Consider the following 25,792-nt stretch of genomic DNA (forward strand, 5'->3'; position numbering starts at 1 on the left):
GTGGTTGGAAACTTCAGTTGATGGTGAGGCCGCCGTCGACCGCGATCGTCTGTCCGGTGACGTAACCGGCGGCCGCCGAGGTGAGCCACACGGCGGTGGCGGCGATCTCGGCGGGATCACCGGTGCGGCCCAGGACGATTCGCGGCTTCATGCTGTCGAGATAGCCGGGCTGGTATTCGTCGGTCATCTCCGTCTCGAAGAATCCCGGCGCGATGGCATTGACGCGGATGCCCTTGCGAGCCCCCCACTGCTGGGCCAGGTCGCGGGTCAGACCGATCACGCCGGCCTTGCTCGCGGCGTAGGCGGCTTGCGGCAGTCCCGCGGTGGTGAGGCCCAGGACGGAGGAGATGTTGACGATGGCGCTGCCCGGCTGCATGACGCGCCCGGCGGCCTGCGCTGCCCAGTACGAACCGTTCAGGTTGATGTCGATGACGCGCCGGAACTGCTCCGGAGTCTCCTTGGTGGCCGGGACGGCCGTGCCGATACCGGCGTTGTTGACGAGGATGTCGACCTTGCCGAAGTGCTCGACCGCGGCGTCGACCATCCGCTGCGCCTGCTCGGGCTCGGCGATGTCGGTCTCGACACTCAGCGCGCGGCGACCTGCCGCACGGACGAGTTCGGCGGTCTGTTCGAGCCGGTCCGCGCGACGGGCCGCGAGCACGACGTCGGCTCCGGCCTCGGCGAGGGCCTGAGCGAAGGCGACGCCGAGGCCGGAGGACGCGCCGGTGACGATCGCGACGCGGTCGTCGAGTCGGAACTTGTCGAGTACGGACATGGGGGTAGTCTCCTCCGAAAATTGGTACCTACGCGACTTGTATAGTTGAATTCGCGCTCGAGTTCAAGATTGTTTTTTCGAAAAAGGCGCGGTCACAAGCCCTTTCGGGCCCGCGACCGCGCCTCGTTCGCGTTCCGGTCGAGAGGGGTCAGCTCAGGCGCTCGAGCACCATCGCCATGCCCTGACCACCGCCGACGCACATCGTCTCCACGCCGAACTGCTTGTCGTGGGTCTGCAGGTTGTTGAGCAGCGTGGCGGTGATCCGCGCCCCGGTCATGCCGAACGGGTGGCCGAGGGCGATCGCACCACCGGAGACGTTCAGCTTGTCCTCGTCGATGCCGAGCTCACGGGCGGAGCCGAGCACCTGCACGGCGAACGCCTCGTTGATCTCGAACAGGTCGATGTCGGAGATGGTCTTGCCGGCGTTCGCGAGGGCCTTCTTGACCGCCTCGATCGGGCCCAGGCCCATGATCTCCGGCGACAGGCCGGACACGCCGGTCGAGACGATCCGTGCCAGCGGGGTCAGGCCCAGCTCCTCGGCCTTGGTGTCGGACATGATCACCAGGGCCGCGGCGCCGTCGTTGAGCGGGCAGGCGTTGCCCGCGGTGATGGTGCCGTCGGGGCGGAAGACGGGCTTGAGCTGGCTCACGGCCTCGTACGTGGTGCCGGGCCGGGGGCCGTCGTCGGTGGTCACGACGGTGCCGTCGGCCAGGGTGACGGGGCTGATCTCGCGCTCGAAGAAGCCGGACTTGATGGCTTCCTCGGCCCGGTTCTGCGACCGCACACCCCACCGGTCCTGGTCTTCGCGGGAGATGCCGGTCATCGACGCGACGTTCTCCGCGGTCTGACCCATCGCGATGTACACGTCGGGCAGCAGACCCTCGCTGCGCGGGTCCGTCCACGCCGTGCCACCCTCGGCGAGCGTGGCGGTGCGGGCCTCGGCGTCGGCGAACAGCGGGTTCTTGGTGTTCGGCAGGCCGTCGGCGTTGCCGGTGACGAAGCTCGAGACGGACTCGACACCGGCGGAGACGAACACGTCGCCCTCGCCGGCCTTGATCGCGTGCAGCGCCATGCGGGTGGTCTGCAGCGACGACGAGCAGTAGCGGTTGACGGTCACGCCGGGCAGGAAGTCGTAGCCCAACTGCACCGCGACGACGCGGGCGATGTTGAACCCGGACTGGCCGGCGGGCTGGCCGCAGCCGAGCAACAGGTCGTCGATCTGGGTCGGGTCCAGCTCCGGCACCTTCGCCAGGGCGGCGGCGACCATCTGGGTGGCCAGATCGTCCGGGCGCACGGTCTTGAGCGACCCCTTCATTGCCCGCCCGATGGGGGAACGGGCGGCGGAGACAATCACAGCTTCGGGCATCACGCGCTCCTTGTTCGGTGTTGACGCTTCGAGTCTCTACAGGCCCAGATCGCGGCCGATGAGTTCTTTCATGATCTCGTTGGTGCCGGCCCAGATCTTGGTGACGCGGGCGTCCTTCCATGCACGAGCCACACGGTACTCGTTCATGAACCCGTAGCCACCGTGGATCTGCACGCACGCGTCCAGGACCTCGGACTGCGTCTGCGCGCTCCACCACTTCGCCTTGGCCGCGTCCACGGCGGTGAGCTTGCCGTCGGCATGCGCCTCGACGGCCTGGTCGACGTACGCCTCGGCGACCTCGATCTTGGTGACCAGCTCGGCCAGCAGGAACTTGTTGTACTGCATGGCGCCGATGGCCTGGCCGAACGCCTTGCGCTCCTTCGCGTACTCGATGGTCTCGAGCAGGATGTGCTTGGCGTGGTGCACATTGTTGACCGCGGAGCCGAGTCGCTCCTGCGGCAGCATCTTCATCATCGAGATGAAGCCCATGCCCTCCTCGCCGATGAGGTTGGCGTGCGGGACGCGAACGTCCTTGAAGAACAGCTCTGCGGTGTCGGCCTCGGGCTGACCGACCTTGTCCAGCTTGCGGCCGTTCTCGAAGCCCTCCATCCCGCGCTCGACGGCGAACAGGGAGATGCCCTTCGCGCCCTTCGACGGGTCGGTGCGGGCCGCGACGACGACGAGGTCGCAGTTGTAGCCGTTGGTGATGAACGTCTTGGCGCCGTTGAGGATCCAGTCGTCACCGTCGCGCACGGCGGTGGTCTTCAGGTTGGCGAGGTCGGAGCCGCCGGACGGCTCGGTCATGCCGATGGCGCAGATGAGCTCGCCGGTGGCGCAGCGCGGCAGCCAGCGCTCGCGCTGTTCCTCGTTGCCCAGGTGGACGATGTAGGGGACGGTGATGTCCGAATGGATACCCATCGACGAGGACAGCGCCATGTTGGCCCGGGCGAACTCCTCGCCGAGGATGGCGTTGAAGCGGTAGTCGTTCGCCTCCATGCCACCGAAGCGCTCCGGGATCTCGAGCCCCAGGAAGCCGGCCTTACCGGCCTCGATCCAGATGTCACGCGGGATCTCGTGACGTTCGATGAGCTCCTCCGCACGGGGCATGACGAACCGGTTCACGAACTCGCGCGCCGACTCGCGGAACGCCTCGTGATCGGGGCCGTACAGGGTGCGTCGCATCAACCGCTCCTCAAATCTGTAAGCATCTGCTTATTTTCTAAGCGTGCGCTTATAGTGAACCGCGGCCGCTATCTTGTCAACCAGGCCGCAGCAGGAACGGGAGCACGACGTGAGCACATCCAGGGACGCGGTGATCAGCGGATCGAAGGCCGCGGCCCGGCTACGCGAGGCAGCCGTCGAGGTGTTCGCCGAGAACGGCTACGGCGGCACCACCACCCGCCAGATCGCCGCCCGCCTCGACATGAGCCCGGCCGCGATGTACCCGCACTACAAGTCCAAGGAAGAACTGCTCTACGCGATCAGCTACGAGGGCCACGATCTCGCCCTCGAGGTGGTGCGCACCGCCGACCTGCCCGACGAGGACGCCACCACGCGTCTGTCCACCGTCATCGCCCGGTTCGCCGAGTGGCAGGCCGAGCACCATCGCCGCGCCCGCGTCGTCCAGTACGAACTGACCGCCCTCACCCCGGAGCACTACCGCGTCATCACCGGCCTGCGCCGACGCACCACCCAGGTCGTCCGCACCATCGTCGACGCCGGGGTCGCCTCCGGCGAGTTCACCGTCCCCGACACCGAGGGCGTCACCCTGGCCCTGATGTCGCTGTGCGTCGACATCTGCCGTTGGTACCCCTCCGGCCGCTACAACGAGCCCCACGCCATCGCGAACCTCTACTCCGATCTGGCCCTGCGCCTCGTCGGCGCCGTCCGTTAGGATCTGCCCCACACGACGGATCGGGGGGTCCATGATCGGGGGGACGTCTTCGCGCGGCGATCGGCCGACTGCGCACGCAACGGATGTCGCGGGTGACCGGAGAGCGCGTCGGCCACACGCTCGCGCCGCGACCTACCGAGAACGACGACGGGTACGCACGCGTGGGTGGATCGTCGCCGTCGCGGCGGCGACGGCCGGCGCGTGCACCTCCGTCGCACCCCCGGAACCCACAGCACCCGCGGAGCCGCCGGCCACGTCGACCACCCGTGTGCCGCGCATCGTCGACGAATCCGACCGGCCCCCGGTCACGTTCGACCCCTGCCTCGACATCCCCGACCAGGTACTCCGCGACGCCGGCTACGACCCGAAGTCGGAGGAGGTCAGCGACTTCGCCGCGACGCACTACACCTTCCTCGGGTGCAGCTATCAGGGCACGTTACGCATCCCCGGAGTTCTCCGTCGTTACGGACTCAATCTCAATTCCGGCAACATCACCTTCGCCGAAGTGCAGGAGAAGGTCGCCGAGTACGCGACCCCCATCGAAGTCGACGGCCGACGCGCCCTCCTCGAGGTCGACCCGAGTCTGCGCCGCGCGTGTGCCGTCAACGTGGAGACGTCGTTCGGCGTCCTCATCATCTCGCGCGTCTACCACCCCGACCACGGCAACGGCGTCCCGCAAGGGGAATGGTGCGCCGGACTCGAGGACACCGCCGCGCGCATCTCCGTACTCATCGACAACTGATCGGAAGGAACAGGGTGAGCAAACCGCTGCGACTCGACCCCCACACGATCGACGAGATCGTCGCACTATGCGACACCATGCTCATGACACTGTCCCACGCGATCGACCGATCCGAGGACCTGACCCGAGCCGTGAGCTTCGGCGGATTCGAGTCCGCGGAACAACTTCGCCGAGGCTTCCTCCTCAAGGCCAGAGGCACCCCGGAGTCCGCCTACGAGCGGCTCACCCAGTTCCACGAGGTCCTCACCCGCATGCGCGAGACCTTCGCCGCCGGCGGGCAGGGATTCCTCGACGCCGAGTACGACTGGGTCCGGCGTCTCGGCACGACCGACTCCACGTGAACGCCAGCACTTTTGCACCGCTCGACGAGTCACGCGATATCCGCGCGGGCGCCAGTCATCCGCGAACGCAATCGAGGGCGCGGACGACTGGGGACCGCGCGGATGCGACGAGGGCGATCGCGGCACCACCTGCACGGCCCGGCACGACTCGCCACAGGACTGTCCGGTCCGCTACGATCCTGCGCACTACCACGGAATCGGGGGGACTCCATGGGCATGTCAGTCGAGGCTTCACACGGCACCGGAAGACGCGCGGCGCGACACGTCGCGGTCGTGAGCGGAAGTGCCGGATAAATTGTCGTACAACGAGAATCCGATCCGGTCGATGCTCGATCCGCTGCTCGATCCCGCGGTGCCGGAGCGGGTCGACGCCCTGACGAACTGGCACACCAGCCTCGTTGCACGGCTCGACGGCAGCTTCGATCCGGACTATGCCACCGTGTTCGAGAACTTCCACAGCATGGAGCACGACGCCATCTACCGGGACGTCCAGAGAATGGACCCGGGTGCGATGAGGAGCCTGGCGGAGAGCTGGCGCGCGATCGCGACCGATATGAGCATCGGCTTCATCTTCGGAACCCAGATGATCTGCAACAAGATTGCCGAGGGATGGGACGGCGAGGCGGCACAGCAGGCCGTGGCGGCGACCCGCTCCTTCGCGACGTCGGCCGAACAACTGGTCGCCGCCCTGCTGGCGGTGTCGACGAAGCTGGCTGCGGCATCGGAGATCGCCACCGCCGTCCGAACCAATGTGCAACCACCGCCGATACGGATCCCGATGCCGTCGGGTGTGGTGGTGCCACAGGACACGGCGGAGTTCGCGCGGGCGGCGGAGGCTGCACGCACCGAGGCCGTGCGCGTCATGGAGTCGCTCTACGTCCCGCACTACCGCGAATCCGGCACGGCGGTCCCGATCCTGCCGTCCCCGCACGAGGCGACGGCAGGATCGGGACCGCTCGGACCGAGCCCAGCGGAGCGCCCCGCGGATAGTGCGAACGGCCGAGGTGGCGGTTCCGGGCCCGCGGGAGCCGGCAGCGACGGCCGACCGGTCACGGACACCGCGTCCCCCGACGCCCCAGCCCCCGACGCCCCAGCCCCAGACGCCCCTGCCCCAGACCGTCACGCGGCACCGGGCGACCCGACGACGGGTGCTGCCGAGCCCTCGACGACCGTCCCGGCCGCGACGACGGCGGCCGGCGCGACCACGACCCCGGAGCGCTCCCCTGGGGGATTCCCGGGCGGAACCGGCGGAGCGACGTCGGGGGGCGGTGGCGCGGGAGGCGCCGGCGCGGGGACCGGCGCCGGCGCTCCGGGACTCGGCGGACCCGGTCCCGTCGGCGGCGTGCCGATGGCGAACGGAACGACCGGTTCGGCGACGTCGGGTCCCGGCGCGCGCGCCGGCTCCGGCCGCGCGGGCGGCATGTACCCGGGCATGCTGGGCGCCCCCGCACGCCCGGCACGGGACGACGACGCCGCCCGCACGGTGCCCAGCTACCTCGTGGGCATCGACAACGGGAACGAGCTGATCGGTCCGATGCCGCTCACCGCGCCGCCGGTACTGGGGGTCGATCCGGCATGACGTGGCGGCTCACACCCGACCGGTTCCTCGCGCTGTGGACCGCGACAGGACTCGACGAGGTCCCGTTTCCCCTGCGCTACCGCTCGACCGCGCTGTGGGAGGACGAACACGCCGCGAACGTGGAGGCGGCCCACCGGTGGCGGCGCATGAATCCCGACGAGCAGCTCGCGGCGGCGATGGCGACGATGCGGCACGCGGAGGTCACCGTCGAGGCGTACGGGCAGACCTCGGCCGACTCCGAGCTGCGGCTGCGGGGCTGCATCAGGCACGACTCCGCGGTCCTGGTGCGACAGGAACCGGGGCGTGCCGGCGACTTCGTCGTCACGACCACGTCGGCGTACACCTTGGCGGACGCCGTCGTGCAGTGTCTGCCCGACGCACCCGCAGGCACGGCGCCGGCGCTGTCCGCGCCCACCGCGGAGGTGGCGGAGTTCTCGACCCCGACGCAGGTACTGCGGACCGCGCAGGCGCCGCCCGCAGTCCGATTGCGACGGCTGCTGACCGATCCCCGGTCCGGGACGGGCAACCTGCGGGTACTGTCCTCACCGGACGGTCTGACCTTCACGCCGGTCACCGATCTCGGTTGGTTCGACGTCGTCGGGGACGGCCGGTACCTGTTCCGGACGGGCCGCCACACCCACGTCTGTCCCGCGTCGCCGGAGCTGCTGCGCGACGAGCTGGCCCGCGCCGTCGACGGGGCTCGCGAGAAGCGCGGTCGGGTCGGCGATACCGGTTTACGCTGGGTTCATGGTTGAACGGGATCGAACCGTCGACGGTAGGCCGCAGAATGCCCGTCCGCGCGACGCGCTGGGGCGTCCTCTCCCCTACGGCGAGGAGGGTGTCGAGCGGGTCCCGGAGGACCTGGACCTCGAGCCCGACGAGGCGATCACCGAGGCCCAGCGGCTGCTCGACCACGGCCATCCGTTTCATGCGCACGAGGTGCTGGAGAGCACGTGGAAATCGGCGCCGGTCGAGGAGCGGCCCCTGTGGCAGGGGCTGGCGCAGCTCGCCGTGGGGCTGACGCATCTGCTGCGGGACAATCCGGCGGGTGCGGCGTCGTTGTTGCGGCAGGGGGAGGCGCGGATCCGGCACTACGAGGACGAGCCGCCGCACGGGCTGGACATCGACGGTCTGGCGGCGTGGGCCGAGCACCTGCTGACCGAGATCGAACGCGGCGAGCCGATTCCGGAACCGCCGATTCCCCGGCTGCGGCTGCCCTGATGCCCGTGCTCCCGATGTTCCCGCTGGGAACCGTGCTGCTGCCGGGCGACGCGCTTCCGCTCCATGTGTTCGAGCCGCGCTACCGCCGCCTGGTCCGGGACTGCCTCGCAGATCCGGACGGGCCACGGTTCGGCGTCGTGCTCATCGAGCGAGGGCACGAGGTGGGGGGCGGGGAGACCCGCCACGACGTCGGCACGATCGCGCGGATCGTGATGGACACCGAACTCGACGACGGTCGATACGTCCTGGAGTGCATCGGGGAAGAGCGGATCCGGGTGAAGAACTGGCTTCCGGACGACCCCTACCCACGCGCGGAGGTCGAGCCGTGGCCGGACACGGTTTCCGGCCCGGTGGATTTCGCCGAACTGAGCGTGGGGCTCGGCCGGCTCTACGGTCTGCTCGACCGGCTGTCGAACGGTCGGATCGAACCGCCGAGCATCACCGAACTGCCCGACGAGCCGGGCGCGCGGCTGTTCGCACTGGCGCGGTTCGTTCCGATCGGCGAGGCGGACCGATTGCAGGTGCTCACGGCGCCCGGACCCGCCGAACGATCGGCGGTGGTGACCGAATGCGTCTCGAACGCAGTCCAGCTCGCCCAGTGGCGCCTCGACAGCATGTGAGATCGACCGATCCCGCGGACCACGCAGAACCCCGTTCTCCCACGTCCCGGCGGCCGTTGCTCGTTCGGCGGTCCCGGTTCTCCACACCCTCGGGGCGCGGAAAACCCTGTGGACCAGATCAACTGGTATGGTTCCGCTGTCGACAAGGGGGGTCGAGAAATGTCGAAGTGGGGCGTCGTCGTCTTCGAGCTGGGCAAAGTGGTGTTGTGGTGCGTGGGGGGCGCGCTCGCCATCGGCGGGATATCGGCAGCAGGGAGCCTGCTGGCGCCGGATGTTCCGGATGCGGCGCCGGAGTGGGCCCCACCGGTCACGACGTCACGTGCCGAGTCACCTACTGCCACAACACCACGACGTGAACTGCCACCGGGATTCCCAACGATGGAGCGGGCTCCGAAACTGCCCGACGTTCCCGAGGGCGCACCGCAACCGGTACCGACGAAGTTCGGGCTCACGTACACCACGCCACCCGGCTGGTTCGGGGGAGAGTCCATTATGGGGTGGAACGGCCGTGGCGGTGAAATGATGGTGATCGGTTCGGCATCCTCCTTCGGGAATGGGTACTGCGCCGCGGAAGACACGTCCACGCTGGCGTCCGTGGGTATCACGGGGCGGCCCGCCGGTGACCTGCTGACCGTGGCTGCTCACGAGGTTCGAGCAGTCGAGTGGATGTACTCCGGCCGGGAACAGTCGCCGACGGTCGAGTATTCGGCCCCGGTCCATTTCGACATCGACGGAAATCCGGCGGTCCGGATCACGGCGCGCGTAGCCGACATCCCGCACATCCACGAATGTGCCCCGCCGGCAGCACGGTGGGACTTCGTGGCCACCACCGGCCTGGCCTCAGCGGAGGTCGCGGTCTTCGTCGTGCAGGCGGATCGCGGTGTGGCCGGCCAGCTCGACGACGATTCCATCGACGGCCTCGTCGAGTCGCTGAGGAGGTCGTGATGTCCGAGACATACGAGAGGTTCAGCGCCACCGCGAATCAGATCGCCGGCGCTGCCGTCGCTGCGCAGGAGATCGGCAACGATGTGTTGTGGGCCAACCGGTACCTCGCCGTCCACGGTGAGCCGGCCGGCACACTGGACGGTGCACTGTTGCGGACGATCCAGGACGGGTTCCGGGCAGTTCTGCCGTCGGCACAGTCTCGATACTTCGTCCTTGCCGATCTCTGCCTGAAGACCGGCATCGAATTGAACCGCTGCGCGTGGATCTACTACGACACGGAGGAACGCAACTACGAACGGCTCAATGCCAACCTCCTCTTTCCGGAGTCGATCGACGCATACGATCCGGAGACACCGGCCGCCGGCCCGGCGCGACCGTACCCCGATCCCGTCCGGACCGGGGTTGCGGGCAGGACCGAACTCCCTCACCCCGAAGCCCCCGACGAGGACGTCCGTGAGATCGTCGCGGAGGCGGCCGGCTGGCTCGGCGACGTCGACAAGACAATCGAGATGCTGACCGAGTGGAGCCCGATCGCCCAGGTGATCGAACCGCTGGACGGAAACTGGAACGAACTGCGGCGACTCGGCAACGCGTACCGCATCGCCGGGGAGGCGGTGGAGGCCGGCGGGGAGAATCTCGACGCCGTGGTGCGAGCTCTGGATCCCCACTGGAACGGGCAGGCTGCCCGGGCGTTCACGGACTACGCCGGCCGGATCGTCGACGCGCTCCGGTGGGAGGGACCGGTCGGACGCGTGGTCGAGGAGACGTGCAACCTGGTTGCGGAGAAGATCCGGGAAGCGATCGTCACCGCGGTTCGGTCGCTGAAGGAGATGCTCGAGGAAGAGGTGGCGTTCGACGACGGGATGCAGACGCTGAAGTTCGCGCTGAAGAAGGTCCCGTTCGCCGGCACGGCCGTACAGATCCTCACCCTCGCCAGGATCGTTCGGGACACGATCGCATTCGTCGACGACGTCGTGACGCGGATCCGCGCGCTCACGGACGCACTGAGGGCGTTCCTCGATGCTCTGGCGTCGCCGGCGAACGCCCTGCAGGAGCAGGTCGATCACACGCTGGCGCCGTTGACCGAGGCGTACGAGCGCACCGAGCACCGGGCGGCGGTGGCCGTCGATCTCGCCGGCGTCGCAGACGTCCGCGGCCCCGTGAACAAGCCCTCCGAACCGTACTCGGTCGGCGAGAACCCCTGGGCGGACGCGCCGTGAGGGACGTGCCCTCGCACCTCGACGGTCCACTGGACCGCATCCACCGAGCCGTGACCGACCTCGACACCGCCGTGATCCGCGCACAGCGGTTCGCCGGCGCGAACCGGTGCATTCAGGTCGACGATGCGGTGATGGAACAACTCGCGGCGAGCAGCGACGCCTCTCCCGCACTGCGGCAGTACGCGTCGAGAGTTGCTGCCGGACAGTGCCGCTGGTCCGAGATCGAGGCGGTGGCACATCCGGTTCCACCGGAGGTCGCCGAACTGAAGGCGAATCCGCGGTTCCGGTGGTTCCCGGCCTCGCCGCGTACCACGCCTGCGGCCGGGCAGGACCAGGAGCCGTACCGGATCCCCTGGCAGTCGTAACGCCCCCAGCGGTGTGCCCTTTGGGCTGCCAGGGCAACCCAAAGGACACACCGGCCGCGTCAGCGGCCGATGAGGGCCAGGCGCTCGATTTCGCTGAAGTCGGTGCCGGCCGCCACCGGCCGGACTGCGACACCGCTCGCGGCCGTGGGGTGAAGCTGCTGCGGGGCGCTCCTCGTCCGAGCGGACCGGGAGCGCCTCGCCGTCAGCACCGGGCGCGGCGCTCCCGCTCCGACAGCCCGCCCCACACCCCGTGCCGCTCGCGGCCGAGCATCGCGTGGGTCCGGCACTCCGTCAGCACCGGGCAGCTCGCGCAGATCCGTTTCGCAGCTGCCTCCCGCCGTCGCCGCACGACCGGTTCCTCGCCGTCCGGGGCGAAGAAGTAGAACTCGCCGAGGGAGCGGCAACTGCCGCGGAACTGCCACCCGAACCCGGACCGGGTGCGGGTGGCGGTCATCCGACGATCACCACGATCAGGGTTCGTGGCCCGTGCACGCCCTCGACCCGCTCGAGTTCGATGTCGGACGTCGCGGAGGGGCCGCTGATCATGGTGGTGGGGCGTTCCGGCACCAGCCGCATCAGCGCCTCGGGCACCCCGACTTCGACGTCGGCGAGGGGCACGACGCACACGTGCAGGTCCGGCACGAGGGTCAGCGCGCGCCGGCCCTGGTCGGGGCCGCCGTCGAGGAAGATGGTGCCCGTCTCGGCACACGTGACCGCGGAGGCGGTGACGACGCCGTCGAGGTCGCCGAGGTCCGGGGCGGGGATCTCGGACGAGTCCACCACCACGTCGCCGTCGAACCGTGCGAGCCACGACCGGTCCAATCCCGCGGGGACCCCCACGCGGCGCACGCCGTGCTCGGTCAGCACCCGTGCGAGCACGTCGGGAAGGTCGGCCGGCGCGCACTCGTGCACGTGCGCCTTGTAGTCGACGAGCCGGTCCACGAGCAGTTCCCGCCGCTGTGCGTCCGGCAGGGTGCGCCCGGTGCGGTACTCGCGGGGTACCTGCACCGGTACCGGTGGGGCAAGTGTCCGGGCGTCGCGGATCCGGCCGAGGATCACGTCGCGGGTGCTCACTGCTGCCGTCCCTTCTCGCGCGCCTGTGCCAGCGCGGCACGTCCCTCGTCGGAGTTCCACCATTGCCGGAAGGTCTGTCTCGGCGGCGCCGGGATGTCGCGGGCTTCCGTCCAGCCGGCGAGCGGACCCGGCAGCGAGGTGATCTTCCCCTTCTTCCCGGCGAGGAGCCGGCCGAGTCCGGCCGCCTTCTGCGCGGTCGTCCAGCGACGCGACGACGACATCGCCAGTGATGCCGCCTTCATCGCGGCCGCCTCGATCCCGAACGACGCGTGCTCGACCTTCTGGTGCCGCAGTTCGACGAGCAGCGAGGGGATGTCGATCTTGACGGGGCATGCGTCGTAGCACGCCCCGCACAGGCTCGAGGCGAAGGGCAGGGTCGCGTTCGGATCCCCCGGGGCATCCATGCCGGCGAGTTGCGGGCTGAGCACGGCGCCGATCGGGCCGGGGTACGTCGAGCCGTAGGCGTGGCCGCCGGTGCGCTCGTACACCGGGCACACATTCAGGCACGCCGAACATCGGATGCAGTGCAGCGCTTCGCGTCCCATTTCGTCGGCGAGCGCCGCGGTGCGTCCGTTGTCGAGCAGCACGAGATGGAACTCCTGCGGACCGTCGCCGGGGGTGACGCCGGTCCACATCGACGTGTACGGGTTCATCCGCTCGCCCGTGGACGAGCGCGGCAGCAACTGCAGGAACACCTCGAGATCCCGGTAGGTGGGCAGCAGCTTCTCGATGCCCATCACGGTGATCAGGGTCTGCGGCAGCGTCAGGCACATGCGACCGTTGCCCTCGGATTCGACGACCGCGAGCGTGCCGGTGTCGGCGATTCCGAAGTTCGCGCCCGACACCGCGACCGGCACGGTCATGAACTTGTGGCGCAGGAACTTCCGCGCCGCAGCCGCGAGATGCCGGGGATTGTCGTCCAGATCGGGGTCGACGCCCGGCATCTCGCGCAGGAAGATCTCACGGATCTCGGCCCGGTTGCGGTGGATGGCGGGAACGAGGATGTGCGAGGGCTTGTCGTGGCCCAGTTGGACGATCAGCTCGGCGAGGTCGGTCTCGTAGGCCGTGATGCCCTGCTCCTCGAGGTGCTCGTTGAGCCCGATCTCCTGGGTGGCCATCGATTTGACCTTGATGACCTCGTCGGAGCCCGTCGCGCGGATCAGGTCGGTGACGATGGCATCGGCCTCGGCGGCGTCGGCCGCCCAGTGCACGACGCCGCCACGGGCGGTCACCGCGGCCTCGAACTGGGTGAGCAGCTCCGGCAGCCGGTTCAGCACGTCGGCCTTGACGGCGGCACCGGCGTCGCGCAACTGCTCCCAGTCGGGCAGCTCGCCGGTCACGCTCAGGCGCTTGGCCCGGATGGTGTGGGTGGCCTTGCCGATGTTGCGGCGCAGCTGGGTGTTTGCCAGTTCCTGGTGCGCCGCGGCGGGAAACGCCGCGACACCCCGCAGATTTCCGGAGCCGCGCGGTGGGACGGGCGGCATGCCGAGAGCGGTCACGCGGGCACCCCCTTGGGAGAGACGGCCGGTTCTACCGAGGCGAGGATCTCGGCGAGGTGGATGGTGCGGGTTCCGGTGCGCAGACGTGACAGTCCGCCGCCGATGTGCATGAGGCACGACGAGTCGCCGGCGCTGCAGTATTCGGCACCGGTTGCGGTGATGTTGCACAGTTTGTCCGCGAGCATCGCGGTGGAGGTCTCGGCGTTCTTGAGCGCGAAGGTGCCGCCGAATCCGCAGCAGGAGTCGGCCTCCGGCAGCTCCACGAGGTCGATCTCGCGGACGGCGCGCAGCAGCTGCAGCGGCTTGTCCCCCACGCGCAGCATGCGCAGCGAATGGCAGGTGGGATGGTAGGTCACGCGGTGCGGGAAGTAGGCCCCGACGTCGGTGACCCCGAGGACGTCGACGAGGAACTCGGACAGCTCGTACGTCTTGGCCTTCACCTCGTCGACGCGGCTGCACAGCGCCGGCGAACCGTAGCGACCGGCGACGATCTCGTGCTGGTGCCGCACGGACCCGACGCAGGATCCGGAGGGTGCGACGACCGCGTCGATGCCGTTGTCGCCGAAGGCGTCGGCGTAGTTCTCGACGAGTGGCAACGCGTCGGGCTGGTAGCCGGTGTTGACGTGCATCTGGCCGCAGCAGGTCTGGCCGTCGGGGAAGACGACGTCGTGGCCGAGCCGCGCGAGGAGGAGGGCGGTGGCCGAGACGGCGCCGGGGAACATCGTGTCCCCGAGGCACGTCGCGAACAGGGCGATTCGCATGTGGATCTCCGCATCGGGTCTATGTGGTCAGACCACAGTAACCCATGGTCGGTGCCCTGCGTCACCCCCTGTCCGGATTTTCTGCGAATTCCCTCCGGTTCTGGATTGTGACCGAGGTCATGGTGTACGGTCCTGTGGTCTGACCACAGATCCCGTCGCGGTCCGCGACGCAAACCTGGAGTTTCATGTGGAAACCGAACTGCTCGCGGTGACGTACACACCGTCGACCACCGCCGTCGCCGGCAACCTCACCGCGACGGCCCTGCTGGGCCTGGTCCCCCTCCTGACCTTCTTCGTGCTCCTCGCCGGCCTCAAACTCAAGGCCTGGTACTCCGGGCTCGGCGCGCTCGCCGTGGCCCTCGTCGTCGCCGTCGTCGGCTTCGGGATGCCGGCGCCGCTGGCCGGACTGTCCGCCCTGCAGGGCTTCACGTTCGGCCTGTTCCCGGTCATGTGGATCGTCGTCACCGCGATCTGGTTCTACGAACTCACCGTCGTCAGTGGACGTTTCGAAGACCTGCGGCACGTGTTCAACTCCGTCGGTCACGGCGACATGCGCATCCAGGCGATGCTCATCGCCTTCTGCTTCGGCGGAATGCTCGAGGCGCTCGCCGGTTTCGGGGCACCGGTCGCGATCACCGGCGCGATGCTCATCGCGATCGGCATGCCCCCGATCCGCGCCGCCGTCACCGTACTCGTCGCGAACACCGCACCGGTCGCGTTCGGCGCCATGGCAATTCCGATCACCACCGCCGGAAACCTCACCGGTATCCCGGCGACCGAGATCGCCGCCGTCGTCGGCCGGCAGACACCGGTGCTCGCCTGGTTCGTGCCGATCCTGTTGCTGCTGCTGGTCGACGGCCGGCGCGGCGTCCGCCAGGTGTGGCCGATCGCGCTGGTCACCGGCTTCGCGTTCGCGATCGCGCAGTACTGGTGCTCGAGCCACTTCTCGTACGAGCTCACGGACGTCGTCGCCTCCCTCGTCGGCCTCGCCGCGGCCGTGGTCATGCTGCGGTTCTGGCGTCCGAGCACCCCCGACGACCAGCACTCGCACGTCACCGCGGAACCGATCGGTGCCGCACGCACGGCGATGGCGCTGTTCCCGTACCTGCTCGTCATCGTCGTGTTCGGCATCGCCAAGCTGTGGACGCTCGGCGTGGACGTGCCGAAGTGGCTGGCGGGCACCGATATCAAGGTCGAATGGCCGGGCCTGTACGGGAATCTGCTCACCGCGAGCGGAGATCCTTCGACGGGCGCGATCTACACGCTGCCGTGGCTGTCGAATCCCGGTACCCTCCTGCTGTTCTCGGGCATCGTCGTCGGCCTCGTGTACACGGTGTTCAGCGGCGGCGGCCGGTTCCCGATGACCGTGCGCCTGACCCTCAGCACCTTCCCCGGGACACTGTGGAAGATGCGGCTTTCCGTCGCCACCGTGGCCACGGTGCTCGGCCTGGCCTACGTGATGAACCATTCCGGGCAGACCGTCGCCATCGGCACGTGGCTCGCCGGAACCGGCGCGATCTTCGCGTTGCTGTCGCCGATCCTGGGCTGGCTGGGCACCGCGGTGACCGGCTCGGACACCTCGGCGAACGCGTTGTTCGCGCGGCTGCAGCAGACCGCGGGGCAGGCCGCGGGCATCGATCCGACGCTGCTGGTCGCGGCGAACACCTCGGGCGGTGTCGTGGGCAAGCTCATCAGCCCGCAGAACCTCACCATCGCGGCGACCGCTGTCGGCCGGCCGGGCAGCGAGCCGCTGCTGCTGCGCAAGGTCGTCGGCTACAGCGTCGGCATGCTGGCCCTGCTGTGCGTGCTGGTCTACCTCCAGTCGACGCCGGTGCTGTCGTGGATGCTGCCGTGAGTCGTCCCCCGGGCGGACGCGGCACGGGATCTCCTCTGCCGCACCCGGAACGTCGCGCCCGGCCGCCGAGCGTCCGGCCCGTCCGGCGACCGGCATAGGCTCACACCATGCCGCACTCCGAGCCCCGCGCATGGGAGACCGTGTTGAACCACCTCGAGCAGCAACTGGTCTCGGGACAACTCGCGCCCGGCCAGCGGTTGCCCGGGGAGCGCGTCCTGGCGGCCGATCTCGGCGTGGGCCGCTCGTCGGTGCGGGAGGCCCTGCGCGTCATGGAGGCGCTCGGGTTGCTCAGCGCACAGACCGGATCCGGGCCGACGGCGGGCGCGATGATCGTCTCGCGCCCCACCGGGGGCATGTCGATGCTCATGCGCATGCAGGTGGCGGCGCAGAGTTTCCCGGTGGCGGACGTGGTCCGGACCCGGCTCGTCCTCGAGACGGAGGTGATGCGCGCCCTGGCCGAGAGCGATCCGGCCCCCGACCTCGCCCACGCGGAACAACTGCTCGACGCGATGGACGACGCCGAACTCGTGGCCCACGAGTTCCTGGTGCTCGACGCCCGGTTCCACATCGCGATGGCGGACGCTGCCGGGAACCAGGTGATCGCGGCGATGATGACCGGACTGCGCGACTCCATCGAGAGCTACGTGCTCGCCGGCGCTCCGCTCGCCACCTGGCCCACGACGTGTGCCCGGCTGCGGTGCGAGCACCGGGGACTGCTCGAGGCGGTCCGCGCCGGCGACGCCGACCTCGCCCGCTCCCGCATCGTCGACCACATTCGTGGCTACTACGCGGAGAGCCTCGGGCGTCTCCAGGACCGCCCGGACGACCCTGGAACGGAGCACTCTCCACCTCGTGTATAGTCGGTGATGCAACGCGGGGTGGAGCAGCTCGGTAGCTCGCTGGGCTCATAACCCAGAGGTCGCAGGTTCAAATCCTGTCCCCGCTACCACCGCCGGCCCGGACTCTCACGAGTCCGGGCCGGTTTCGTCGTATCGGCCTCGTCCGGCTCGCCTCGCGCTCGTCCCGGCCTCGTCGAGCGAAGGCATCGTCCGTCTCGATAGTGGTGGCGACCGATACATTCGCTCTGCCCGGGCGGCGCGGACGGGTAGATTCCGGCTGTGAACGGATCTGTCGGGCGACCGCGGAGAGTGCGATGAGCGAGGACGGGCCGGCCCCGCTGCCGGCACACCGCAAACGCAACGGACCCCGGGCTCCACAGTGGCTTCGCCCGGCGATCCTGTACGTCCTCCTTGCCGTCGCCGCCTACCAGCTGTCCGGTTGGCTGTTCCACAACCTGCGCGGCTTCCTCGGATTGCTGTTTCTCGCATGGTTGCTGAGCATCACGCTCGAGCCCGTCGTCGACTGGCTCGAGCGTCACGGGCTGCGCCGGGGAGCGGCCACCGGGTTGGTGCTGTTCGGACTGCTGGCGTTCGCCGTCGGATTCGTCGCTCTGTTCGGGACGTTGCTCGCCGAACAGTTGGGCCAGTTGCTGAAAGCCTTACCGGACGCGCTGACCGCAGTCACCGAATGGGCCAATCGTGTCTTCGACACGAACTTCACCACGGGTCCGGAACTGCTGCGACTGACCCCCGAGACGGTGCGCGATCTGGTTCAGCGGTTCACCCCCGGCGTGCTCGGCGTGGTGTCGTCGGTGGTGGGCGTGGTCTTCCAGGCCATGACCATGCTGCTGTTCGTGTTCTACATGTCGGCCGAGGGCCCGGCGATGCGCCGCACGATCTCGAGCTGGTTCCCGGCCCGGCAGCAACGAGTCATCTCGACCGTGTGGGAGATTTCCGTCGAGAAGGCCGGTGGCTACGTCGTCTCCCGCCTCATCCTCGGTGCGGTCAGCGCCGTGGGCACCGGCATCTTCCTCATGATCATCGGCGTGCCGTACTGGCTGCCGCTCGCGTTGTGGACCGGAATCGTCTCGCAGTTCGTGCCCACCCTCGGGACGTACCTGGCGATCGCGCTGCCCGCGATCATCGCCGCGGCCAACCAGCCGATCGACGGGTTGTGGGTGGTGCTGTTCGGCACGGCCTACCAGCAGGTCGAGAACTACGTCCTGCACCCGCGCATCACGTCGAAGACCGTGTCGATCCATCCGGCCGTCGCGTTCGGGTCGGTGATCGTCGGGGCGTCGCTGTTCGGTGCGATCGGCGCGCTGGTGTCGGTCCCGGTCGTCGCCGTCCTCCAGGCTCTCGTGGAAACGTACGGCCGGCGCTACGAGCTCGTCATCGACACCGGCGACACGGACGCCGCCGCCGTGCCCGGCCCCGAACCGGGCGACGGCTGAGCGGCTACGCGCGGGGGATCCGGCCCATCAGGTAGAACTCCGGATTGGGCATCATGCCGGCGACGCCGGCCATCCTGTTGCTCAGACCGAAGAAGGCGGTGACGGAGGCGATGTCCCAGGCGTCCTCGTCCGTGAAGCCGTGTGCGTGCAGAGCCTCGAAGTCCGCGTCGTCGATCTCGTATGCCCGCTCGTTGACCTTGGTGGCGAAGTCGAGCATCGCGCGCTGGCGCGCGGTGATGTCGGCGGTGCGGTAGTTGATCGCGACCTGATCGGCCACCGTCGGCTTCTTCTCGTAGATCCGCAGGATCGCCCCGTGCGCGACGACGCAGTACAGGCAGTTGTTGGCGGCGGAGATCGTCGTCACGATCATCTCGCGGTCGCCCTTGGTGAGGCCGGAGTCCTCGCGCAGCATGATCGCGTCGTGGTAGGCGAAGAAGGCCCGCCACTCGGCGGGACGTCGCGCGAAGGTGAGGAACACGTTGGGCACGAAGCCCGACTTCTCCTGCACCTCGAGCACGCGCGCGGCGATGTCCTCGGGCAGATCCTTCAGTTCCATGGCGGGAAAGCGCGTACTCACGGGGCCTCCTGGTCCGTCGGCAACGAGTCTCGAAGTTAATCGCTGTTAACCGAGTTGTCCAGATGCCCCAGCCGCCCCGGCTACCGGTCGAACCACGCCTGCGCGTCGAGCCGGACGTCCTGACCGTGCGTGACGGCGCGCAGGTCGACCTCGAGGCGCTCGAGCCGGTCCGCACCGAGCGTCCGCCCCCACTCCGCCCGCAGGTCGTCGAAGATCACCGCCGACCGCCGCAGGCAGTCGAGGCCCCGGTCGGTGAGCACGACGATCCGCGCCCGCGCGTCCGACGGATCCGGCTCGCGCCGAACGTAACCGAGACGCTCGAGCCGGTCGACGGTCTTGCCGGCGGCCTGCTTGGAGACGCCGAGGCGGCGTCCGATCTCGCTCGCCGACGCGCCGGTCGCTCCGACGGCCTGCATCGCGAACCCGTGGGCCGGACGCACGTCCGGGTGACCCTCCTCGGCCAGCCGGCGATGCAGCGCGTCGACGAGCGAGCGGAATCCGGCGAACAGGAGCAGGGGCAGCTCGTAGCCCGGGGTCGGGTCTTGCACATTTTCGACAACTCGGTTTACTATTTCGTCAACCACATTGTCTATCTTATCGGAGGCCGTCCCGTGTCCACAGCATTCCTCCACCATCGACCCGAGACTGCACCCCCGGCGTCGCGGGCCACCATGGAAGCGATCCGGCAGAAGTTCGGCTACGTGCCGGCAGCCGTGGCGCTCATGGCGGAATCCCCCGAACTGTTGTCCGCCTTCACCCGCGCCGGTGCGCTGTTCGAGCGCAGCAGCCTCGACGAACTCGAACGCGAGGTGCTCGTGCTGACGATCGCCACGCGCAACGAATGCCACGTCTGCGTCGCACTGCACACCGCCGTGCTGACGCGGATGGGTGCGCCGGGCAACCTCGTCGACGCCCTGCGGGCCGGCCGACCGCTCACCGATCCCCGACTCGAGGCCCTGCGGACATTCACCGTCGCCGTGCTCGACTCGGCGGGCGCGGTCCCGGCCGACCGGTGGGCCGCGTTCACCGCCGCCGGCTTCACCACCCGCCATGCACTCGACGTCGTCCTCGGCGTCGGCACCTTCACCCTCTCGACGCTCGCCAACCGCCTCACCGGTGCCGAACTGGACCCGCCGCTCGCTTCGTTCGCGTGGCACCCCGCACCGGCTCCGACGCCGACGGGCCGAATGTCACATTCGGTCGGTCAGATCGACGCGGTGTGACATTCGGCCCGTAAGTGTTCGGCCCGTGAGCCTTTCGGAGACGGTGAGATCAGACGAGAAGGGTCGCGGCCGTCGCGGCGACGACGTCGTCGACGCTCACGCCGGGCGCGGTCTCGACGAGCTTCAGGCCCTCGTCGGTGACGTCGATGACGGCCATGTCGGTGATGATCCGCTGGACGCAGCGCTTGCCGGTCAGCGGCAGGGTGCACTCGTCGAAGATCTTCGGTTCACCCTTCTTCGTGACGTGTTCCATCATCACGATGACGCGCTTGGCACCGTGGACGAGGTCCATCGCGCCGCCCATGCCCTTGACCATCGCGCCGGGGATCATCCAGTTGGCGATGTCGCCCTTCGCGGAGACCTGCATCGCGCCCAGGACGGCGACGTCGATCTGGCCGCCGCGGATCATCCCGAACGACTGCGCCGAATCGAAGAACGACGCGCCCGCAATGGTGGTGATGGTTTCCTTACCGGCGTTGATCAGTTCGGGATCGAGTTCGTCCTCGGTCGGGTACGGGCCGACGCCGAGCACGCCGTTCTCCGAGTGCAGGATGACCTCGACGCCCGGATCGAGGTAGTTGGGCACCAGGGTCGGCATGCCGATGCCGAGGTTGACGTACTGCCCGTCCGAGAGTTCCCGGGCCACACGCGCGGCCATCTGCTCGCGGGTCAGCTTCTTCACGGTGGTGGCGGTCTGGGTCATGAACGAACCGTCCGATTCTCGATGCCGACAGCGACAGGTCCGACGGGCACGACGCGCTGGACGTGGATGCCGGGGGTGTGGATCTCGTTGGGGTCGAGCTCGCCCGGTTCGACGAGGTGCTCGACCTGCGCGATGGTGATGCGGCCCGACGTGGCGGCGGGCGGGTTGAAGTTGCGGGCGCTCGCGCGATAGACGAGGTTGCCGTGCCGGTCGCCCTTCCAGGCGTGCACCAGGGCGTAGTCGGCGACGATTCCGCGCTCCATGACGTAGGTCTCGCCGTCGAACTCGCGGACCTCCTTCGGGGGCGACGCGACCGCGATGCCGCCGTTGCCGTCGTAGCGCAGCGGAAGCCCGCCCTCCTCGACCTGGGTGCCGACGCCGGCCGGGGTGAAGAACGCGGGGATGCCCGCGCCGCCGGCGCGCAGCCGCTCGGCGAGGGTGCCCTGCGGGGTCAGTTCCACCTCGAGCTCGCCGGAGAGGTACTGGCGGGCGAACTCCTTGTTGGAGCCGACGTAGGAGGAGATGGTGCGTCGGATGCGCCCCTTCTCCAGCAGTACGCCGAGGCCGAAGCCGTCGGTGCCGCAGTTGTTGCTGACCGTCTCGAGGTCGGTGGCGCCCTGGTCGAGCAGCGCGTTGATGAGGATTTCCGGGACGCCGACCAGGCCGAATCCGCCCACGGCGATGGTGACGCCGTTCGGGATGTCGGCTACGGCCTCGGCGGCGGTGGCAACGACTTTGTCCATGCCCTTACGATAGCGCCAGTCGTACGTAATGTGAACCCTCGTCCGTCATGCGAACCATTTCGATACTGTTTCAGTTTCGAATATTGATTCGTGCCGGGTGACCCACTAGCCTTGTACGCATAGCGTCCCTCCGTCCATATCGCGAACACGCGCCGAACACCGAGGTCTCATGCTTCATCTGCCGCCCCGCTTTGCGCGCCCCGACGGCGCACACCCGCCGCTGGACTTCCCCGACTACCGGACCACCGCGCTGCGCCGCCCGGCCCAGCCGCTGACGCTGATCCCGCAGCGCCTCGGCGAACTCACCGGACCCGTCTTCGGCGAGGACCGCGTGCAGGAGGGCGACGCCGACCTGACCCTCGCCCACGGCGGCGAGGCCGCCGGGCAGCGCATCATCGTGCACGGCCGGGTGCTCGACAGCGACGGCAAGCCCGTCCCGCACACGCTGCTCGAGGTGTGGCAGGCCAACGCCGCCGGCCGGTACCGGCACGTGAACGACAACTGGCCCGCCCCGCTCGACCCGCACTTCGACGGCGTCGGCCGGTGCGTCACCGACGCCCAGGGCAACTACCGGTTCACCACGATCAAGCCCGGCGCCTACCCGTGGCGCAACCACCACAACGCGTGGCGCCCCGCCCACATCCACTTCTCGCTGTTCGGCACGGCGTTCACCCAGCGGCTCGTCACCCAGATGTACTTCCCCGACGACCCGATGTTCTTCCAGGACCCGATCTACAACTCGGTGCCCGCCGAGGCACGGCACCGCATGGTCAGCGTCTTCGACTACGACGCCACCGTCGACAACTGGGCCCTCGGATTCCGTTTCGACATCGTCCTGCGCGGCCGCGAGGCCACCCCCTTCGAGAACGAGGAGGACGACGATGAGTGAGTTCGCTCCTCGTTACCCCGTCACCCCCGGCGACCAGAGCACGGCCACCTTCGGCCCCACGCCGTCGCAGACCGTCGGCCCGTACTGGAAGATCGGCCTCGACTGGGGCGCCGACGGTGAGAACGTCGTCCCCGCCGACACGCCCGGCCGGATCACCGTGCGGATCACCGTGATCGACGGTGACCGTACGCCGATCGCCGACGCGATGGTCGAGACCTGGCAGGCCGACGCCGACGGCCGGTTCGGCACCGACGGTTTCCGCGGCTTCGCCCGCAGCGCCGCCGACGAGACCGGCACCGCCACCGTCTACACGATCAAGCCCGGCGCCCACGAGTCCGACACGGACGCCGACGAGGCGCCGCACCTGAACGTCGGGATCTTCGCCCGCGGCATGCTCGATCGTCTCTGCACCCGCCTGTACTTCCCGGAGGATCTCGCCGCGCACGCGACCGACCCGGTGCTCGCCGCGCTGCCGGAAACGCAGCGGCGCAAGCTGATCGCCGAGAAGTCCGACGACGGGTACGCCTGGACCGTGTACGTTCAGGACCTCGATCCGAACGGTGTGGAGACGCCGTTCTTCGCGATCTAGACGGGAGCGTGTCTTGACCGTGCCGGCGCAGTCCGACCCCACCCGCGGTGCCCTCTTCGACCCCGTGTTCGGCGCCGCCGACCTCGCGCCGCTGCTGTCCGACCGCGCGTGGATCACCGCCCTGCTCGAGGTGGAGGTGGCGATCACCCGCGCCGCCGAGAAGCACGGTCGGGCGACCCCCGCCGATGTCGTCGCCGTCGCCGCCGCGGCCGACGACCTCGGCCGCGACCTGGACCCGGCCGAACTGGGCCGGCTCTCGGCGGCCGGGGGCAATCCGGTGATCCCGCTGGTGAAGATCCTGCGGGCGCGCGCGGACGCCCCCGCCGCCGCGGTGCACGTCGGGGCCACCAGCCAGGACGTCCTCGACTCCGCGCTGATGCTGCTCGCCCGCGAGGCCGGCCGGCGCGTCGTCGCCGAGCTGCGCGACGCCGCCGACGCCGCGGCGCACCTGGCCCGGCGGCACCGTGACACCCCGACGGTCGCCCGCACGCTCGGCCAGCAGGCGCTGCCCACCACGTTCGGCGCCCTCGCCGCGACGTGGCTCGTCGCACTCGACGACGCCACCTCCGAACTGGACCGCACCCTCGGCGATCTGCCGGCCCAATACGGCGGAGCAGCAGGAACTCTCGCGGCCGTGCACCCCGACGGACTCGCGTTCGCGGACACCCTCGCCGACCTGCTCGGCCTCGCCCGGTCCCTCGTGCCGTGGCACACCGCCCGCACCCCGGTCACCCGGCTCGCAACGGCGCTCGGCGTCGCCGCCGGTGCTGTCGCCAAACCCGCCACCGACGTCGTGCTCATGGCCGCCACCGAAGTCGGCGAGGTGAGCGAGGACGCGCCCGGCGGTTCGTCGGCGATGCCGCACAAGCGCAACCCGGTCGCCGCGATCACCGCCCGTGCCGCCGCCCGCCGGGTACCCGGCCTGGTCGCGACCGTGCTCGCATCGACCGACCACGAATTCGCCCGCGCCGCGGGCGCGTGGCACGCCGAATGGGAGCCGCTCACCGACCTGTTGCGCCTGACCGGTGGTGCGGCACATCAGCTTTCGACCAGCCTCGGCGGACTGCACGTCCACCCGGACGCACTCGCCCGCAACCTCGACCGTACGGGCGGCGCGATCCTCGGCGAGAAGGTCACCGCCGCCCTGGCCCAGCACACCGACGAGGCCCGCGACATCGTCACCGCCGCCGCGCAGACCGGCACCCCCCTCGACCGCGACCCGGCGATCACCGGACACCTCGGTGCCGACCGGGTCCGCGCCCTGCTGGACCCCACCCGCTACCTCGGCCACGCCGGCGATCTCGTCGACCGTGCCCTCGCCCACCACGACCGGCTCCTCGGAGGACAAGCATGACAGTCACGCTCGACTACGAACAGTACGGCGACCCCGCGGCCCCGCCGGTCGTGCTGCTCGGCTCCCTCGGCTCCGACCGGTCGATGTGGACGCCGCAGATCACCGCGCTGTCCCCGATCGCGAACGTCGTCGCCGTCGACCACCGCGGGCACGGCAAGTCACCCGTCGTCGACGGGCCCTACACGGTGGCCGATCTCGGTGGCGACGTCGTCGCGCTCCTCGATTCCCTCGGCCTCGACTCGGTGCACTTCGTGGGCCTGTCGCTCGGCGGTGCCGTCGGCCAGTGGCTCGCCGCGCACCGTCCCGAGCGCATCCGCACCCTGACGCTGCTGTGCACGTCCGCCGCGTTCGCCCCGGCCCAGCCGTGGCTCGACCGCGCCGCGACCGTCCGCGCCGACGGGCTGGCATCGATCGCCGAGTCGATCGTCGGCCGCTGGTTCACCCCCGAACTCGCCGAACGCGACCCCGAACTCGTCGCACGGCACGTGCAGATGGTCTCCGGCACGAGCGACGAGGGATACGCCGCCTGCTGCGAGGCGCTCGCGACGTGGGACGGGCGCCCCGACCTGGCCCGCATCGTCGCGCCCACCCTCGTCGTCGCCGGCGAGCAGGATCCGGCCACCCCGCCGGCCACCATGCAGCTCATCGCCGACGGCATCGCCGGCGCCGACTTCCACGTCGTCGGCCCGGGCGCGCACCTGGCCAACGTCGAGCAGGCCGGCCGGATCACCGCCCTCATCCGCGAACACATCACCCGTGCGACGCCCGCCGGTGCGCAGCGCACCGCCGCATTCGAGCAGGGCATGCGGGTGCGGCGCACGGTCCTCGGCGACGCCCACGTCGACCGGGCCGTGGCGTCGGCCACCGAGTTCACCCGGCCGTTCCAGGAATTCATCACCCGCACCGCGTGGGGCGATGTGTGGTCGCGGCCGGGCCTGGACCACCACACCCGCCGGCTGCTGACCCTGGCGATCCTCACCGCCGTCGGCAACGAACACGAACTCGACATGCACATCCGGGCCGCGCTGCGCGCCGGAGCCGACCCCGACGAGCTCGTGGAAGTATTCCTGCACACCGCGATCTACGCGGGAGTGCCGAACAGCAACCGGGCCTTCGCGCTCGGCCGGCAGGCACTCGCAGACGGCGAAGGGAGCACCACATGAC

The 25,792-nt window shown here is 69.6% G+C and carries 29 protein-coding genes and 1 tRNA gene; 19 read left to right on the forward strand and 11 right to left on the reverse strand.

Translation table 11 applies throughout. The features are described from left to right. Positions 1–13 precede the first annotated feature (13 nt). The 3 genes from LZP97_RS18050 to LZP97_RS18060 all read right to left on the reverse strand — a co-directional run bounded on the left by LZP97_RS18050 (position 14) and on the right by LZP97_RS18060 (position 3,323). A complete protein-coding gene (locus tag LZP97_RS18050; RefSeq protein WP_017679736.1) occupies positions 14–775 on the reverse strand; it encodes an SDR family NAD(P)-dependent oxidoreductase in 762 nt (253 codons plus the stop codon). Between the two features lie 148 nt (positions 776–923). Continuing rightward, a complete protein-coding gene (locus LZP97_RS18055) occupies positions 924–2,141 on the reverse strand; it encodes an acetyl-CoA C-acetyltransferase (protein ID WP_026137538.1) in 1,218 nt (405 codons plus the stop codon). 36 nt (positions 2,142–2,177) lie between these two features. Next, positions 2,178–3,323: an acyl-CoA dehydrogenase family protein gene (locus LZP97_RS18060; protein WP_003934461.1), complete on the reverse strand. Its 1,146-nt coding sequence runs from the start codon at positions 3,321–3,323 to the stop codon at positions 2,178–2,180. 109 nt (positions 3,324–3,432) lie between these two features. On the opposite strand from LZP97_RS18060, the gene LZP97_RS18065 reads away from it, so the two are divergent. The 10 genes from LZP97_RS18065 to LZP97_RS18110 all read left to right on the forward strand — a co-directional run bounded on the left by LZP97_RS18065 (position 3,433) and on the right by LZP97_RS18110 (position 11,068). After that, positions 3,433–4,035: a TetR/AcrR family transcriptional regulator gene (locus LZP97_RS18065; RefSeq protein ID WP_010595708.1), complete on the forward strand. Its 603-nt coding sequence runs from the start codon at positions 3,433–3,435 to the stop codon at positions 4,033–4,035. 169 nt (positions 4,036–4,204) lie between these two features. Beyond that, entirely contained in the window at positions 4,205–4,777 is a 573-nt protein-coding gene (locus tag LZP97_RS18070) for a DUF3558 domain-containing protein (protein ID WP_026137539.1), read from the forward strand. Positions 4,778–4,791: 14 nt separating this feature from the next. After that, the gene (locus LZP97_RS18075) at positions 4,792–5,118 is read left to right on the forward strand and encodes a hypothetical protein (protein ID WP_017679740.1); all 327 of its coding nucleotides are present in this window, start codon (positions 4,792–4,794) and stop codon (positions 5,116–5,118) included. Between the two features lie 295 nt (positions 5,119–5,413). Next, on the forward strand, positions 5,414–6,697 hold the full coding sequence (locus LZP97_RS18080; RefSeq protein WP_010595711.1) for a WXG100 family type VII secretion target: 1,284 nt from the start codon (positions 5,414–5,416) through the stop codon (positions 6,695–6,697). Further along, entirely contained in the window at positions 6,694–7,452 is a 759-nt protein-coding gene (locus tag LZP97_RS18085) for an ESX secretion-associated protein EspG (RefSeq protein WP_010595712.1), read from the forward strand. Before LZP97_RS18080 ends, LZP97_RS18085 begins: the two co-directional genes overlap by 4 nt. Beyond that, entirely contained in the window at positions 7,445–7,918 is a 474-nt protein-coding gene (locus tag LZP97_RS18090; protein WP_010595713.1) for a DUF309 domain-containing protein, read from the forward strand. Before LZP97_RS18085 ends, LZP97_RS18090 begins: the two co-directional genes overlap by 8 nt. Next, positions 7,918–8,538 (forward strand): LON peptidase substrate-binding domain-containing protein, encoded by a 621-nt coding sequence (locus tag LZP97_RS18095; RefSeq protein WP_010595714.1) that lies wholly within the window; start codon positions 7,918–7,920, stop codon positions 8,536–8,538. Before LZP97_RS18090 ends, LZP97_RS18095 begins: the two co-directional genes overlap by 1 nt. Before the next feature lie 108 nt (positions 8,539–8,646). Further along, entirely contained in the window at positions 8,647–9,483 is an 837-nt protein-coding gene (locus LZP97_RS18100) for a hypothetical protein (protein WP_225222978.1), read from the forward strand. Continuing rightward, positions 9,483–10,703: a hypothetical protein gene (locus LZP97_RS18105; RefSeq protein ID WP_010595716.1), complete on the forward strand. Its 1,221-nt coding sequence runs from the start codon at positions 9,483–9,485 to the stop codon at positions 10,701–10,703. The genes LZP97_RS18100 and LZP97_RS18105 overlap by 1 nt, the downstream gene beginning before the upstream one ends. Next, positions 10,700–11,068 carry a hypothetical protein gene (locus tag LZP97_RS18110; protein ID WP_010595717.1) on the forward strand — a complete coding sequence of 123 codons (369 nt, stop codon included), beginning with the start codon at positions 10,700–10,702 and terminating at the stop codon, positions 11,066–11,068. Before LZP97_RS18105 ends, LZP97_RS18110 begins: the two co-directional genes overlap by 4 nt. Positions 11,069–11,270: 202 nt before the next feature. Here LZP97_RS18110 and LZP97_RS18115 read toward each other — a convergent pair whose 3' ends face one another. Genes LZP97_RS18115 through LZP97_RS18130 form a run of 4 tightly spaced genes read right to left on the reverse strand, consistent with a single transcriptional unit; the run spans position 11,271 to position 14,402 of the window. Beyond that, positions 11,271–11,522: a WhiB family transcriptional regulator gene (locus tag LZP97_RS18115; RefSeq protein WP_010595718.1), complete on the reverse strand. Its 252-nt coding sequence runs from the start codon at positions 11,520–11,522 to the stop codon at positions 11,271–11,273. Next, positions 11,519–12,142 carry a LutC/YkgG family protein gene (locus tag LZP97_RS18120; RefSeq protein WP_010595719.1) on the reverse strand — a complete coding sequence of 208 codons (624 nt, stop codon included), beginning with the start codon at positions 12,140–12,142 and terminating at the stop codon, positions 11,519–11,521. Before LZP97_RS18120 ends, LZP97_RS18115 begins: the two co-directional genes overlap by 4 nt. Next, complete coding sequence (locus tag LZP97_RS18125) at positions 12,139–13,641, reverse strand: LutB/LldF family L-lactate oxidation iron-sulfur protein (RefSeq protein WP_040274606.1); 1,503 nt, start codon at positions 13,639–13,641, stop codon at positions 12,139–12,141. The genes LZP97_RS18120 and LZP97_RS18125 overlap by 4 nt, the downstream gene beginning before the upstream one ends. After that, a complete protein-coding gene (locus LZP97_RS18130) occupies positions 13,638–14,402 on the reverse strand; it encodes a (Fe-S)-binding protein (protein ID WP_010595721.1) in 765 nt (254 codons plus the stop codon). The genes LZP97_RS18125 and LZP97_RS18130 overlap by 4 nt, the downstream gene beginning before the upstream one ends. Positions 14,403–14,589: 187 nt before the next feature. Between LZP97_RS18130 and LZP97_RS18135 the strand changes: the two genes are divergently transcribed. The 4 genes from LZP97_RS18135 (at position 14,590) to LZP97_RS18150 (ending at position 18,550) form a co-directional block, all read left to right on the forward strand. Further along, positions 14,590–16,257 carry an L-lactate permease gene (locus LZP97_RS18135; RefSeq protein ID WP_010595722.1) on the forward strand — a complete coding sequence of 556 codons (1,668 nt, stop codon included), beginning with the start codon at positions 14,590–14,592 and terminating at the stop codon, positions 16,255–16,257. Positions 16,258–16,364: 107 nt separating this feature from the next. After that, positions 16,365–17,117: a FadR/GntR family transcriptional regulator gene (locus LZP97_RS18140; RefSeq protein ID WP_048771500.1), complete on the forward strand. Its 753-nt coding sequence runs from the start codon at positions 16,365–16,367 to the stop codon at positions 17,115–17,117. A gap of 12 nt (positions 17,118–17,129) precedes the next feature. Next, positions 17,130–17,206: transfer RNA gene (locus tag LZP97_RS18145), tRNA-Met, on the forward strand. Between the two features lie 204 nt (positions 17,207–17,410). Then, complete coding sequence (locus LZP97_RS18150) at positions 17,411–18,550, forward strand: AI-2E family transporter (RefSeq protein ID WP_040270978.1); 1,140 nt, start codon at positions 17,411–17,413, stop codon at positions 18,548–18,550. Between the two features lie 4 nt (positions 18,551–18,554). On the opposite strand, the gene LZP97_RS18155 is transcribed toward LZP97_RS18150, so the two are convergent. Together LZP97_RS18155 and LZP97_RS18160 are read right to left on the reverse strand one after the other, a co-directional pair. Then, complete coding sequence (locus LZP97_RS18155) at positions 18,555–19,106, reverse strand: peroxidase-related enzyme (RefSeq protein WP_017679747.1); 552 nt, start codon at positions 19,104–19,106, stop codon at positions 18,555–18,557. A gap of 101 nt (positions 19,107–19,207) precedes the next feature. Then, positions 19,208–19,675, reverse strand: a complete 468-nt coding sequence (locus LZP97_RS18160) for a MarR family winged helix-turn-helix transcriptional regulator (RefSeq protein ID WP_010595726.1) — start codon at positions 19,673–19,675, stop codon at positions 19,208–19,210. 63 nt (positions 19,676–19,738) lie between these two features. On the opposite strand from LZP97_RS18160, the gene LZP97_RS18165 reads away from it, so the two are divergent. Then, the gene (locus LZP97_RS18165) at positions 19,739–20,350 is read left to right on the forward strand and encodes a carboxymuconolactone decarboxylase family protein (RefSeq protein ID WP_026137541.1); all 612 of its coding nucleotides are present in this window, start codon (positions 19,739–19,741) and stop codon (positions 20,348–20,350) included. 49 nt (positions 20,351–20,399) lie between these two features. Here LZP97_RS18165 and LZP97_RS18170 read toward each other — a convergent pair whose 3' ends face one another. Further along, positions 20,400–21,053, reverse strand: coding sequence for a CoA transferase subunit B (locus LZP97_RS18170; RefSeq protein ID WP_010595728.1), 654 nt, complete (start codon positions 21,051–21,053; stop codon positions 20,400–20,402). Next, positions 21,050–21,796: a CoA transferase subunit A gene (locus LZP97_RS18175; protein WP_048771497.1), complete on the reverse strand. Its 747-nt coding sequence runs from the start codon at positions 21,794–21,796 to the stop codon at positions 21,050–21,052. The genes LZP97_RS18170 and LZP97_RS18175 overlap by 4 nt, the downstream gene beginning before the upstream one ends. A 169-nt stretch (positions 21,797–21,965) precedes the next feature. Between LZP97_RS18175 and pcaH the strand changes: the two genes are divergently transcribed. From pcaH to pcaDC, 4 genes are read left to right on the forward strand one after another with little or no spacing between them, the layout of a single operon-like run. Beyond that, on the forward strand, positions 21,966–22,685 hold the full coding sequence (pcaH, locus tag LZP97_RS18180) for a protocatechuate 3,4-dioxygenase subunit beta (RefSeq protein ID WP_010595730.1): 720 nt from the start codon (positions 21,966–21,968) through the stop codon (positions 22,683–22,685). Beyond that, complete coding sequence (pcaG, locus tag LZP97_RS18185) at positions 22,678–23,274, forward strand: protocatechuate 3,4-dioxygenase subunit alpha (RefSeq protein ID WP_048771494.1); 597 nt, start codon at positions 22,678–22,680, stop codon at positions 23,272–23,274. Before pcaH ends, pcaG begins: the two co-directional genes overlap by 8 nt. Before the next feature lie 13 nt (positions 23,275–23,287). After that, positions 23,288–24,628 carry a lyase family protein gene (locus tag LZP97_RS18190; protein WP_234574869.1) on the forward strand — a complete coding sequence of 447 codons (1,341 nt, stop codon included), beginning with the start codon at positions 23,288–23,290 and terminating at the stop codon, positions 24,626–24,628. After that, positions 24,625–25,791 (forward strand): bifunctional 3-oxoadipate enol-lactonase/4-carboxymuconolactone decarboxylase PcaDC, encoded by a 1,167-nt coding sequence (pcaDC, locus tag LZP97_RS18195; protein WP_048771490.1) that lies wholly within the window; start codon positions 24,625–24,627, stop codon positions 25,789–25,791. Before LZP97_RS18190 ends, pcaDC begins: the two co-directional genes overlap by 4 nt. Position 25,792: the final 1 nt, after the last annotated feature.

This window comes from Rhodococcus sp. DMF-1 (assembly GCF_021441945.1).
Taxonomy (GTDB): domain Bacteria; phylum Actinomycetota; class Actinomycetes; order Mycobacteriales; family Mycobacteriaceae; genus Rhodococcus; species Rhodococcus ruber.